The 13,567-nt window shown below is 39.7% G+C and carries 10 protein-coding genes; 8 read left to right on the top strand and 2 right to left on the bottom strand.

What is annotated here, in order from left to right:
• The first annotated feature begins 14 nt into the window (after positions 1 to 14).
• The 8 genes from AC3M61_RS00980 (at position 15) to nth (ending at position 11,347) form a co-directional block, all read left to right on the top strand.
• Complete coding sequence (locus AC3M61_RS00980) at positions 15 to 2,099, top strand: polyribonucleotide nucleotidyltransferase (RefSeq protein ID WP_500779071.1); 2,085 nt, start codon at positions 15 to 17, stop codon at positions 2,097 to 2,099.
• Positions 2,089 to 3,324: a M16 family metallopeptidase gene (locus AC3M61_RS00975; protein ID WP_500779070.1), complete on the top strand. Its 1,236-nt coding sequence runs from the start codon at positions 2,089 to 2,091 to the stop codon at positions 3,322 to 3,324. Before AC3M61_RS00980 ends, AC3M61_RS00975 begins: the two co-directional genes overlap by 11 nt.
• Before the next feature lie 42 nt (positions 3,325 to 3,366).
• Positions 3,367 to 4,749, top strand: a complete 1,383-nt coding sequence (gene hslU / locus AC3M61_RS00970; protein ID WP_500779152.1) for an ATP-dependent protease ATPase subunit HslU — start codon at positions 3,367 to 3,369, stop codon at positions 4,747 to 4,749.
• 45 nt (positions 4,750 to 4,794) lie between these two features.
• Positions 4,795 to 6,108, top strand: coding sequence for a carbohydrate ABC transporter permease (locus tag AC3M61_RS00965; protein WP_500779151.1), 1,314 nt, complete (start codon positions 4,795 to 4,797; stop codon positions 6,106 to 6,108).
• Between the two features lie 21 nt (positions 6,109 to 6,129).
• Positions 6,130 to 8,289 (top strand): carbohydrate ABC transporter permease, encoded by a 2,160-nt coding sequence (locus AC3M61_RS00960; RefSeq protein WP_500779069.1) that lies wholly within the window; start codon positions 6,130 to 6,132, stop codon positions 8,287 to 8,289.
• Positions 8,290 to 8,431: 142 nt separating this feature from the next.
• The gene (locus AC3M61_RS00955; protein WP_500779068.1) at positions 8,432 to 9,757 is read left to right on the top strand and encodes an MFS transporter; all 1,326 of its coding nucleotides are present in this window, start codon (positions 8,432 to 8,434) and stop codon (positions 9,755 to 9,757) included.
• Between the two features lie 26 nt (positions 9,758 to 9,783).
• Positions 9,784 to 10,722: a riboflavin biosynthesis protein RibF gene (gene ribF / locus AC3M61_RS00950; RefSeq protein ID WP_500779067.1), complete on the top strand. Its 939-nt coding sequence runs from the start codon at positions 9,784 to 9,786 to the stop codon at positions 10,720 to 10,722.
• A complete protein-coding gene (gene nth, locus AC3M61_RS00945) occupies positions 10,685 to 11,347 on the top strand; it encodes an endonuclease III (RefSeq protein WP_500779066.1) in 663 nt (220 codons plus the stop codon). The genes ribF and nth overlap by 38 nt, the downstream gene beginning before the upstream one ends.
• A 1-nt stretch (position 11,348) precedes the next feature.
• Here the strand turns inward: nth and fliD are convergent, their stop codons facing one another.
• Both fliD and AC3M61_RS00935 read right to left on the bottom strand, forming a co-directional pair.
• On the bottom strand, positions 11,349 to 13,139 hold the full coding sequence (gene fliD / locus AC3M61_RS00940; RefSeq protein ID WP_029683995.1) for a flagellar filament capping protein FliD: 1,791 nt from the start codon (positions 13,137 to 13,139) through the stop codon (positions 11,349 to 11,351).
• A gap of 4 nt (positions 13,140 to 13,143) precedes the next feature.
• A complete protein-coding gene (locus tag AC3M61_RS00935; protein ID WP_500779065.1) occupies positions 13,144 to 13,530 on the bottom strand; it encodes a flagellar protein FlaG in 387 nt (128 codons plus the stop codon).
• Between the last annotated feature and the right edge of the window lie 37 nt (positions 13,531 to 13,567).

Below are 13,567 nucleotides of genomic sequence, written 5' to 3'. Positions count from 1 at the left end.
TCGGAGGTGTGGCTATGTCATTTCGAGAGTGGCGAAAAGTGTTATTTGGAAAAGAGTGGGTGTTTCAAACCGGAAAGGTAGCAAAACAATCGGCAGGTTCAATTTGGGCAAGGTTTGGTGACAGTGTTGTCCTAGCAACTGCAAATGTTTCGGACAACGTAGTTGAAGGCATCGATTTTGTCCCGTTAACGGTAGAGTACCTGGAAAAGTTCTATGCTGCCGGTAAAATTCCTGGTGGTTTTATCAAACGTGAAGGTAAACCTTCAGAAAGCGGGATACTTTCCTCAAGACTTATCGACAGGCCGATAAGACCGCTCTTTCCAAAGACGTTGAGAAACGAGGTTCAAGTTATTGTAACGGTACTTTCCGTAGACCCGGACTGTCCAACGGATGTGCTTGGTATATCTGCTGCGTCGTTGGCTTTGAATATTTCAAAAATACCGTTCGATGGCATTGTTGCAGGTGTCCAGGTTGGTTATGTGGATGGGCAGTTCATTGTCTTCCCAACAGCTGAACAACTTGAAAGGAGTAAAATTGACATAGTTGTTGCGGGTACAAAGGATGCTATTACTATGGTCGAAGGTGAGGCGAAAGAGGTTACCGAAGATGAGTTGTTACAAGCACTCATGGTTGCCCATGAAGCTATAAAAGAAATTGTAGCGTTCCAGGAAGAAATTATCAGGGAATTCAACGTTGAGAAGATGCCTTTACCAGAGCCAAAGTACAATGTGGAACTTGTTGAAAAATTTGCGGAATATGTGGATATGAACGAATTAGAAAAGAGGATTTTTGCACGTGGTAAACAAGAACGTGTGGAGTTGGCTGATGAATACTACGAAAGTATCGTGCAAAAATTCTTCGAGGAGAACAACATAAGCGAAGAAGAACAGGAAGAATATAAATTACCGTTGAAGGAAAAGTATGATGAGCTATCCAAAAAGCTCATGAGAAAGATAATAATCGAGCGTGGTCTTAGGGCTGATGGAAGGGGACCAAAGGATATAAGACCTATCAGCTGTGAAGTTGGGTTACTTCCAAGGACACACGGTTCTGCACTATTTACAAGGGGTGAGACCCAGAGCCTTGGTATTGTGACACTCGGTTCGCCAGCAGAAGAACAAATAATCGATACTCTAATCGAAGAAGGCACAAAGAGATTTATGCTCCACTATAACTTCCCACCGTTCTCCACAGGTGAAGTGAAACCTTTAAGATTAAGCAGAAGAGAAATAGGGCACGGACATCTAGCAGAAAGGGCTGTTAAAGCCGTTATACCTTCGGAAGACGAATTTCCATACGTTATAAGGGTCGTTTCGGAAATTCTTGAATCCAACGGTTCTTCGTCAATGGCAACTGTATGTTCCGCTTCACTTGCCTTGATGGATGCCGGAGTTCCCATCAAAAAGCATGTCGCAGGTGTTGCAATGGGGTTGATTCTTGAAGGAGATAAATCAGTCATATTAACAGATATTATAGGGCTTGAAGACCACTGGGGTGATATGGACTTTAAGGTTGCAGGAACAAGAGATGGGATAACGGCATTCCAAATGGACTGTAAAGTTTCCGGCGTGAGTGAGGAATTACTTAGAGCAGCCCTTTACCAGGCAAAAGAGGCGAGGATGTTCATACTCGATAAACTATACGAGACGATTTCTGAACCACGGAAAGAACTTTCGCCTTATGCACCAAGGATTAAATGGTTCTACATCGACCCAACCAGGAGTGGTGAACTGATAGGTCCTGGTGGAAGGGTAATTAAGTCTATTATAAAAATGTTCGATGTTGAAATTTCTATAGATGACGAGACAGGAAAGGTCACTGTCAGCGGTGTTGATCCAGAAAAGGTGCAGGGAGCAATTGATTATATCCAGAATATGTTCCGTGACATCTCTGTTGGTGATGTTTACGATGGTAAGATAACAAGGGTTGAGAACTACGGTATCTTTGTTGAAATTGCACCTGGTAAGATAGGTTTGGCGCACGCCTCTAAATTAGGAAACGTGAAACCTACATCCTTCAAGGTTGGAGATAGGGTGAAAGTAGAAATTATCAGCATAGACGAAATCGGAAGATTCCAGCTTAGGAGGGTTGAAGAATAAGCGTATGGTCAAACTCGGAGAGAATATCTACTATTACGAAATACCAGGTGTCAGATCAGCAACAATTGCTTTTATCGTTGGAAGTGGTCCGGTCTATGAACCGGACCATTTACTCGGAATTTCCCATTTTATTGAACATACGGTCTTCCGTAAGACAAAGAAACGAACATTGAAAGAAATAAAGTTTCCCATTGAGCAGGTTGGTGGACTGTTAAATGCCTGGACTGACAAAGAGGATACGGTTTATTATGCAAAGGTCCCTTCTTCATTTTTCAAAACGGCGTTTAATATACTGAGAGAAATTGTTTTTGAACCGGAGTTCACAGAGAGAAACGTTGAACTTGAAAGAAAAATAATTCTTCAAGAATACTACTCCGACTTGGAAGTGCCCGAACAAAGGTTGTTTAACAAATTCTTTGAAGAGCTTATCGATGGTCCACATTCGAAATCGATAATTGGAAAGGAAGAAACTATAAAGAATATTAAAAGGGAAGACTTGGAACAGTTCCACGCGGAGATGTATTCACCTTACAATGTGAAACTCGTCATTGCTGGTCACGTTGACGAAAAGGATTTAAAACTTGTTAAAGAGCTGAACTTAGTAGAAGGCTTCAAGACAGCAAAACAGAGTTCCAAGCTCAAAATAGGTATTGTCTGTGACAAGTTCAAAGAAACGCAGCAGGTTCATCTTCTCTTTGCTCACGATGGGATATCGCTAGTCGATGAGGAAAATATCTACGCATCAATGGTTCTTAAGACGTTACTTGGTAGTGGTATGAGTTCCGTTTTGTTTGAACAAATCAGGGAGAGGAAGGCTCTTGTTTACGATATCAGTGTATCGCATTTGCAGAGCAAAGAATGGGGAGTTTTCCTGATATATGCTGCGACTTCTTTTGAGAATGCTCGAAAACTCGTTGATGAACTCTACTCACTCTTTAAGAATTTCAAACTCACAAAAAAGGTCTTTGACTATGGGAAAAAACGTTTACTTGGATATCTTGAACTTCTGACTGAGAGCACGTCATCACTTATCTCTCTTTACACTCAATATTTAGCAAACGACATTCAAGCCAAGAGCGTGGACGAAATCATAGAACGTGTGAGGGCAGTTAGTGAGAAAGATGTGGAGAGAGTTTTCGAAAAGATGATTTCAGGTCAATGGTCACTTGCGTATGTAACCCCCGAAGAGGAATTGCAAGTTGAGTTACAAGACATTCATGTTTAATCACTATCATTGGAGGTGCATTCAATGAGCAACCTTTCAAACCTGTCGAGTTTTGATAATTTAACCCCACGCCAAATTGTTGCAGAACTTGATAAGTACATCATAGGCCAATACGAGGCGAAGAAGGCTGTTGCGATAGCGATAAGAAACAGAATTAGAAGACAAAGGTTACCTGAGGAGTGGAGAAAAGAGGTAATACCAAAAAATATCTTGCTCATTGGACCAACAGGTGTTGGTAAGACAGAAATTGCAAGAAGATTAGCACAACTATCTGGTTCGCCGTTTTTAAAGGTTGAAGCGACAAAATTCACGGAAGTTGGTTACGTAGGTAAGAACGTAGATTCGATGATAAGGGATTTGGTTGAGATAGCTGTTAATATGGTCAAACAGGAAAAGATAAAAGAAGTTGAGCCAAAGGTGAAGGACTTGGTTGAAGAGCGGATACTGGAAGCTTTGGTTCCAAGTAAAAAACAAAATATACCTTTTGCGAATATATTTGGTTTCCAAGCTGCATTCCAAGGTCAGCAAGAGCAAACTGAAGAAGTCGATATTCGCAGAAAGCGAGCAGAATTAAGGGAAAAGCTTAGAAACGGTGAACTGGAAGATATGGAAATAGAAATAGACATCGAAGTTAGTCAACCAGGTGTTGGTTTTATCGGTATGCCAGATATGGAAGACATGGGGATTGATTTTTCCCAGATACTTGGAAATATACTACCGAAACAGAGGAAGAGAAGAAGAATGAAAATTTCAGAAGCAAGGAGAATACTCACTCCTATAGAATCCGAAAAACTCATCGATATGGACGAGGTCATTCAAAAAGCACTCACATTGGCGCAAGAACGAGGAATTATATTCATCGATGAACTTGATAAGATAGCGGCAAGTGGACAAGGGCACGGACCTGATGTATCAAGGCAAGGGGTTCAAAGAGATTTACTGCCAATTGTTGAGGGGACAACTGTTACGACAAGGTATGGACCAGTTAGAACGGATTACATTTTGTTTATAGGTGCTGGCGCGTTCCATATGTCAAAACCTTCAGATTTGATTCCAGAACTCCAGGGTAGGTTCCCAATAAGGGTAGAATTGGAACCTCTCAAAGAAGAAGATTTCGTAAGAATACTCACAGAGCCAGAAAACGCTCTCTTAAAACAATACAAAGCCCTTCTTTACACGGAAGGAGTGGAACTTGATTTCACAGAAGATGCGATAAGGGAAATTGCAAAGATAGCATACAAATTGAACGAAAAGATGGAGAATATAGGAGCAAGAAGGCTTTATACGGTAGTAGAAAAGCTTTTGGAAGACATCATGTTTGAAGCACCTGAAGTAGAAAAGAAGATAGTCATAGACAAAGACTATGTTACCAAGAAACTTGGAAAAATTATTGAAGATGAGAATGCAGCTGCTTATATTCTCTAATAGAGCAATTAAAACATATTTGAGAGGTGGGGCTTGATGGCGCGTATAAAACCAAGTCGTGTTAGAGAGAGTTTGTTGGCGTATCTGTTTTTGCTACCTTCGCTAATCGTGCTAAGCATCTTCACATTTTGGCCCATCGGCTTTTCTTTTGTGCTAAGCTTTTTTAAGTGGGACTTTAGGAACATGAAGAACCCATACTTTTATGGTCTTGGAAACTACAAAGAGATTTTGAAATTCGATTATCCTGTGAAGTTCCCATTTTACAGGGGGTTGATTTACAGTGCGCTTTACATTTTACTATCTGTCCTATTTTTATTGGTAGTATTCGTTGTTGCTGAAATGTTTGGAAAAAAGAAGTTGGACTGGAAAAAAGCAATTTTCGTTGTTGTGTATGTAACATTGCTTGTTGTTTATGGAACTTCGATGGCTCATTTTAATATGGGTAGGTTGTTGATTTTTCTTTTAGTCTCAGCTGGACTTCTTGTTTGGGGTTGGCGTGGTAGGATAGTTAATTCTAAGTTGCTTTCAGACCATGCATGGCTTGGATTTGCCATATGGCTTGTTACTTATGTCCTTTTCGAATTTAGATTCACGGCAGGGTTTAATGGTCAAAGCTATGGAATTGTAGATTTTCTTATAGACGCGTCAGAGAAGAATTTGTTCTTTAAGGCTTTAGTGAATACCACATACTATGTGATTCTCACGGTTCCTATTGGTTTAAGTTTGGCTTTGCTTATCGCTCTTCTTTTGAACAGCATAGAGCGATTCAAAGCCTTCTTCAGAACAGTGTTTTTCATACCATTTGTCACTTCAGTTGTTGCAGTATCGCTTATCTGGAAATGGATTTTTAACGATGACGTGGGTTTGCTTAACTATATACTTGTCTCAATGGGCCTAGAGCCAGTGAAGTGGTTGAAAGATGCAAAATGGACAATACCGACAGTTAGCATAGTCTCCATATGGCGACACGTCGGATACAACGCCATGATTTTCTTAGCTGGTTTGCAGAATATCGACACGTTTTATTATGAGGCTGCAGAAGTCGATGGTGCGAACAGTTTACAAAAGTTTTTGAAAATCACTTGGCCCCTTCTCTCACCAACAACTTTCTTTTTACTGATAGTTTCTGTCATAGGTGCGTTCAAGGTCTTCCAAGAGGTTTTCACCTTGTATGATGGCTTACCGGGACCATACGGAAACAGCGGTATGACGATGGTTTATTACGTTTTTGACTTGTTCTATCGTCAGCAAAGGATGGGTATTGCAAGTGCTGCAGCTTATCTATTGTTCTTAGTAATCCTTGTCTTCACATTCATCCAATACAGAGTCGGCGACAAGGTCGTCGAATACGTTAGCTGATGCGATGAGGGGGAACAGAATATGAGAGAATTAAAAAAGCTCGTAATTTACCTACTTTTAGTAATTGGCTCAGTTGTTATGATTGCCCCTTTTGCATGGATGGTAGTGACTTCGTTCAAGTTACCATCAGAAGTTAATTCGTGGCCCCCGAAGTGGACTACCAGGTCTTTTGCACTGAATAGAGACATAAAGGTTGTCCCTTCAACTGGAACGGTAACGACAGTTAAGGGCTTGAGTTTGAGAGAAGCTCTTTCATTTGTTGCGAAAAAGAGCACAGGGTTGAATTTGAACGTAAACGATGACCCGTTTTACAGAGGAACCCTGACGATACCGTTCAAGGGTGTGAAGTATTCAAAAGGCGTGTCTCAAGAGGAGTTCAGCAAATTCCTTGCGCAAGTGTCTGTTCCGAGTGATTTCAATACTGATATGGGTAACCCAGAGCAGTTTTTCGAAAATGTCTTTTTGTTCTATAAGACTGGTGCCAATCCGTTTTTTAGAAGAGATGTTTTTGTCGAAGGATTGGTGGGGTCACTTGAATCTTTAGCAGATACAATAGACATGATTTCTACTTTTGGGATTGATAGAATTACCGATGAAAAAGAAAAATCAGAATTTGAAAAATTCTTAGAGGATGTTGTTAAAAATATCGAGATGGTTAAGGCTGAGGTTAATAGATACAAGGCAGGAACAGATATAGTTCTGAATGACGAGGAAATTAATGCGATAAGGGATATTTTGAGCAGATACAATTTTGTTTACTTTGGAACTAATGAGGTAAGTGAGAACTACAACAATACTGTTAGAAACACCGTAGGAAAATACTTGGAAAATATAGATTTCTATGTGAACGTTAAGAATTACTTTGCTGAAATCCAAAATGAGCAAGCACAGACCGATATAGTTGCTGTTCCTCTTAGCAAAGAAGAGCGTGTCAATTTATTGATAAACCGCGTTCAGGATTTTAAGGATAGAGATTTACTTGTTGAAATTGTAAAGAACACATCATTAAAAGATGTTGTGGAAGAATTTGCTAAGAGGCTCGATGACGAAGTAATAAAGAAATTCAATATAAATGCCCAGGATTTGGCGTCTCTTAAGACACTTTTAGGAAACTTGATAAATATTGCAGCAGAAAAAGGCTTGGATTCACAAACTCTGCTAAACGATTCTTATGACACTTTTATTGATGCGTTGGAATCAAAAGTAGGATTTAACCTGTCTTATTCAGCGACAAAATCAAAGCTTGATGCGTATGCTGAAGAAATTCCAAATGCTAAGGAAGTTTTCAGAACGATAGCACTGAATTCTCTTGAATTACAATCTTTGAGAGCTATATATGAACAAACAGTTTACGCTTGGCGTGTCGTGTCGGCTCCAAGCTTTGTTAAAGACGTGTTAGTCAAGGAAGGAAAGACTATAGAAATCCTTCTTGAGGATGTGCATCCAGTGTATTTTGTTGACGATGGAATTAGAACTGTTCATGTTAAATTCAGTACCAGCGATGTATTCAAAAACGTATTCCAGAACTACGTTGAAGCTTGGAACGCAGCTCCGTTTGGAAGATACTACTTCAACACCGTTTTTATTGCAACAGCAACGACAATCTTAGAAATCGTAATTTCGTCAATGGCGGCGTATGCGTTTTCCTGGATGAACTTCCCAGGAAAAGGTTTGTTATTTAGTATATTCCTCGCAACAATGATGGTGCCAGGTGAGGTGCTGCTTGTTCCAAACTTCATTACGATAACGAAATTTGGATGGATAGATACATACTATGCACTGATAGTTCCGTGGGTTGTTAGTGTCTTTTCAATATTCTTGATGCGACAACATTTCATGAGTATACCATCGGAACTTTTTGATGCAGCGAAAATCGATGGTTCATCACATTGGAGATTTTTGTGGCAAATAGTAGTTCCTCTCAGTAAACCTGTGATTATCACAAGCGCACTTTTAAAATTTGTTGGTAGTTGGAATGCTTTCTTGTGGGTGTTAATTGTCACTAACAGTCCGAAGTACAGAACACTAACGGTTGGATTGCAGTCATTTAGTTCAGAAGTGGGAACACTTTACAACTTGCTTATGGCTGCAGCAACGTTCAGCATACTTCCAGTTGTGATTATATTCCTCTTTGCACAAAAGTACTTCGTCAGAGGTATTGCGAGAACTGGATTAAAATAATATTTCAGCTAATCAATAGTCGAAAATTCAATAGTAGCAACCACGCCCCAGGTGCAATATCCCTGGGGCATATTTTAAAATGGATAGTTCAAAAAGCGAACAAAACGTGGTAGGATTTTATAAGAAGATGTAGTTATGTGTTTTGAAAAAAGGAGGAGTAATTAGTTACATGTCGACAGGCGATTTGAGTAGCTCAAAGAGGGATTATACAAGAACGATGAGATTATCTGTTATAGAAGGCTCGCTTTACACACTTGCGTTTAATGCAACTCAGGGATTTGTTTACTCCACGCTTGCACTGTACTTCAATTTTGACCCGGTTCTTGTATCTGTCCTTGCTGTTTTACCTGCTTCTTCTCAGTTGGTACAATTCTTCTCTCCGGTAATTTACAAAATTATTCCTTCGAGAAAAAAGGCTATATTTTGGGTCGCGTTTATTGCAAGGGCAAGCTTTGTGATTATTCCACTTTCATTGGTCACGGGTATTAGGAACAAGCTTGTTGCGGCGATACCGTTCATTGTCTTTAGTATTCTGAACAGTTTGGTTGGGAGTCTTTGGACGTCAGCGATGAAAGATATTGTTCCTGAAAATAGAAGAAATAAATATTTCGGAATGAGAAACACGGTAGCTACATTTGCAGGCCTTATTGCTTGGGTTTCTTATTCGATGATTTTGCAATACCTTGAGCGCACAACTGCCCTTTTCCTTATTTACCTTGTCTGTTCTTCGGTATTTATCTATACTGCATATCTACTTTATTTGCACGACATCCCTGAGACAAAAGTTGTCGAATACGGATTAACGATGCCGCTAAGGACTTTAAAGAATAGAAAGTTCAGAAATTTCGTGGTATTTGTCTTTATTTGGAACTTTGCAATACAGTTTGCTGGCCCGTTCTTCAGTTATTTTGAAGTATCACAACTCAAAGTTCCGTATTCATATCTTGGAATATTGAACATTGTAAACTCTCTGCTTGCGATGTTTTTCTACACATTCTATGGAAGGGTTGCCGAGCATGTTGGGGAAAAGAATATGATTAGATATGGGATTACCTTGGCATTAGCTATCCCATTTCTTTATTCGATGATGACACCAAGTAATTACAGATATTTGATTATTATCGACGTAGTTATCGCAGCAATGGCGTGGAGTGCAATAAACCTCGCGTATTTCACTTTGCTTTTGGGGATTGTTGAAGAACCAAGCGAAATATACATCTCCATGCACGCTCTTGTTGCTGGAATTTCCTCACTAATTGCATCCTATTTGGGTGGAATTACTTTAAATGCAATTAAAGACCTGCGGTTCTTTGGACTTACGGGATACAACGTCATGTTCATGATAGCCTTTGCTTTAAGGATAGGTGCATTGATTTCATTTATAAAACTGGATTTTGGTACAGAAAAGCACAAGCCTTTGAAATTTGTGGAGATGAGTCAAATATTCTTGAGAAGGTCAATGGATTAAAAAGCAATTGCAAGAGGTGAATTAATATGAGCTACATAGAAGGTTCAAAAAGTTTCGAACAAGTTGGTGGTTTCTTCATTACGATTGGGGTTTTTGATGGGGTGCATAAAGGTCACACGAAAATTCTTTCAAAACTTTCACAACTTGCTGATGAGAACAACGGTCAGGCAAAAATCTACACGATTTTATATCCCATGGAATATTATTTAGGAGGATTTGAGGGTCTGATTACATCCGTTGAAGATAGGTTGGATTTGCTCTCTGTTTATGGAGATGTAAAGATACTGGAGCTACCACAAATTAAAGACCTAACGGCTGAGGAATTTTTCGAGTGGATTTCTAAGGATGTAAAAGGTATTGTCGTTGGTCACGATTTCAAGTTTGGTAAAGGCGGAGCCGGTGATATTCACTTACTTGAAAAGCTGTGTAAACGAAAGGGTATAAAACTGGAGGTAATTCCGCCCGTTATTGTGGATGGGGTAAGGGTAAGCAGTAGTTGTATCAGAAAGATGATAAAAAAAGGACAAGTGAAGGATGTAAAGAGGTTTTTAGGTAGGAACTATTCTATACACGGTGTAGTTTACAAAGATAAACAGATTGGGAGAAAATTGGGTTTCCCCACTGCCAATGTGAAAAGGCCAGACCTGTACTTGGTCGAACCAGCTACTGGTGTGTATTTTGTTAAGGTTTACACACCGAAACAATACTATGGTTTGATGAATGTGGGATTCCGACCAACGATAGAACATTCAAGGAAGATAAAATACGAAGTTTACATAATTGACTTCTCGGAGGATTTGTATGGCAAAGAGATACGTGTAGAATTCCTTGAGTATCTAAGACCCGAGGTTAAATTCGATACAATAACTCAGTTGATAGATCAAATGAAGAAGGATGAGGAGAATGCAAGGAGGTTAATTGAGGAGTATGAGAAATTCGAACCGAAAGATTTGGAACACATCTAAGATAGATTGTAGCAACATTAATAAGCTTGCCGAAATGATAATAGAAAAATTTCCGCGGGTCCACGAGGAAAAAGACCCTTTCAAAGTACTTATCACCACAATTCTCAGTCAAAGAAGCCGTGATGAGAACACGGAGGTATCTTCAAGGAATCTTTTCAGTGTATATGAAAATGTCGAGCAGTTAGCTCAGGCAAAGCCAGAAGAATTGTACGACCTGATTAAACCATCCGGGCTTTACAGGGAGAAAGCGGAAAGGATAGTTGCTGTATCGAAGATAATATTAGAAAAGTACGGCGGGAAGGTTCCGAATAGCTTGGAAGAACTTGTTTCATTACCTGGTGTGGGTAGAAAGACTGCGAACATCGTTTTGCATGTGAGCTTTGGACAGCACGCACTTGCAGTAGATACACATGTTCACAGGATATCGAATCGATTGGGGTGGGTGAATACGAAAACTCCGGAACAAACGGAAGAAGAATTGAAAAAAATACTGAACCCCAATCTTTGGGGTCCAGTCAATGGTTCTATGGTTGAGTTCGGAAAACAGATTTGCCGTCCAATTTCGCCTAAATGTGAGGAGTGCTTCTTAACAACATGCTGCAAGTATTTTAAAGAGAAGAGATAAACTATTTCCTTTGCACAAACGCTTGAGCCATAAATGCACCTTGGGCTTGTAATTTTGCCAAGGCACTTTCGAGAGCCGAATACTTTGCCCAGAGTTGTTGTTCTTTCTTTTGAATATACTCCATCATCGTTACCATGCGTTTCGAAAGAATACGTTTCTCTCTCTCAAGTCTTCCGTTTACCCCAGCGACTGTGTCGATTTCACCGTTGAACTTTGTTAAGTCCCAGCTATATTCCTTGATTTGAATTGCTAGACCTTTGTAGGATTCTGTGTTTCCAAAGAATTCCCACACACCGTTAGGGCCGTTGTCATCTATGAATTTTCTTAGTCGGTCTTCATCTAACGTAATCTTACCTCTCATCGTGTTTTGGAAGCTCCTACCCGTATCACCAGAAGAAATGCCTAAATCTCTTAGAGTTTTTCCATTCACATTCACCGTTAAGAAGTTTCGGAACTTATCAAAGATACGTCTTAGGAAGGCATCATTTTTCAGTATGCCTTGGAGTTTTTCATCTTCGTTCATCTGGTCTTCTGACTTACCTTTTACTTTATCTTCAGTTATTTTTGTATATAGAAAATCAGTAAGCTCATTCCATTTGTTAACAAAATCTTTTACACGTTCAACAATTTTATCCCTATCGGTTCCAACTGTAACGATAGCACTACCTAAAGCTGAAAGATTTAAAGTCAGACCGTTATAAATAAATGTATTGGATTTTGATGAAAGTTCTTCGGTAACGCCATTGAATGTTACCCTAACTTGAGCCAACTGTCCAAGCACAAAAGTGGAGTTAACATCATCAAGCTTTAACGGAGTCAATGCAATATTATCGCCCTCAACTGATATGATGTTATCTCCCGTCGTTTTGCTTGTAAGCACAATTTGACCAGATTTGTCATCGTACGTAGCGTATACATCACTAACGGTGTTGTTGATTTTTTGAAGCATAGTTTGCAATGTATCAGAGGTTTTAAGCGTGATTTCTTTTCCGTTTATTTTTATCGTTGTATCGGAACTAATTCCAAGACTCGATAGCGTTTTAAATGTTGAGTAAACACCGATATCTCCTGAGCTTTCAAGTGTAAAAGTCGTGCCTGATTGTTTCAAACTCGCATCGTTTAGTCTGAACACAAATGTGAAGTTACCAGAGACATTTGAGATTTGAAATGCTTTGTTCGATTCGATTTTCATTTTACCATCTTGGAAGGATATATTAGCAGTTGCTCCTAAATCTGTAAACGCTTGCTGTAGTTTAGATATGATATCGTTTATTGTGTCACTATGAGATATGGTGATTTGTTGTTCTTGCGAGCCAATCTTAATTTTCACCGTTGAATTATCTACGGGAGTGTAGCGTGTATCTATACTCGCATACGTATCAGTTGCCTGAATTTCTCTTCCGAGTTTGCCACTTTTGAAGATACTGTTCGTTGCAAGGTTCAATACATCAATGTTGTAAGTACCATCCAGTGCTGATGGCGCAGCACTTGCCGTGAGAACGCTCGTAGCTGAAGAGGTTGCCGTCTTTGGGATTAGGGTTGCTTGAAGGGAAAAGTTGGTTATGTAGTCGTAGAAATCTCTTATCTTTTCCGAGACCTTTTTATACGCTTTCTGGAGGTTTGTGTATTGTGTGTACTTATCGTTGAGTCTCTGGAGGGGTAGAGACTCGATTTCCAAAAGTTTTTCTATGATACTCTGTGTATCAAGACCACTTACGGCACCACCAATCTGCATTCTTGAAGATTGTTGGTACCGGTAATTGATGTTGTTAGCTATACTTGAAAGGTCCATAGGCTCACACCCTTTCGTCCATTAATACCCCCAGCAATTCTTGAATTTTCTTGGCAAGTTTAAGGGCTAGTTCTGGAGGTATCTGCCTGATAACCTCCCCTGTTTCCGGGTCCTTAATCTTAATAACAACCATGTTTGTGTCTTTATCAATACGGAACTCTGCCTCTCCTCTGAATATTTTCTTTAGCTTCTCGAAGTTTTCCTTAAATATTTCCAAGTCTTCATCTTTTCGCTTGCTTAAAATATTTTGCAGTTCACCGCTTGTCGGCGAGTGTTCTCTTACAACGTTTTCGACTGAATCATTTTGCTCGTTTGGTGCTACATGACTTTTGTTCAATAAGTCTGGTTCAACGATACCGCTTCTGATTCCAACACCTTTCACTCCGTCCATGGCTACCCCTCCATGAAAAATCGGATTAGACCTTCCC

Source organism: Fervidobacterium sp. (genome assembly GCF_059913585.1).
Note: the sequence above shows the minus strand (reverse complement) of the source record. Positions and strands in the feature narration are given on the sequence as shown.

Coding starts and splice junctions, on each gene's coding strand:
- AC3M61_RS00980 (WP_500779071.1), top strand. CDS start 15: ATGTCATTTCGAGAGTGGCGAAAAGTGTTATTTGGAAAAGAGTGGGTG.
- AC3M61_RS00960 (WP_500779069.1), top strand. CDS start 6,130: ATGAGAGAATTAAAAAAGCTCGTAATTTACCTACTTTTAGTAATTGGC.
- ribF (WP_500779067.1), top strand. CDS start 9,784: ATGAGCTACATAGAAGGTTCAAAAAGTTTCGAACAAGTTGGTGGTTTC.
- nth (WP_500779066.1), top strand. CDS start 10,685: ATGAGAAATTCGAACCGAAAGATTTGGAACACATCTAAGATAGATTGT.
- fliD (WP_029683995.1), bottom strand. CDS start 13,139: ATGGACCTTTCAAGTATAGCTAACAACATCAATTACCGGTACCAACAA.
- AC3M61_RS00935 (WP_500779065.1), bottom strand. CDS start 13,530: ATGGACGGAGTGAAAGGTGTTGGAATCAGAAGCGGTATCGTTGAACCA.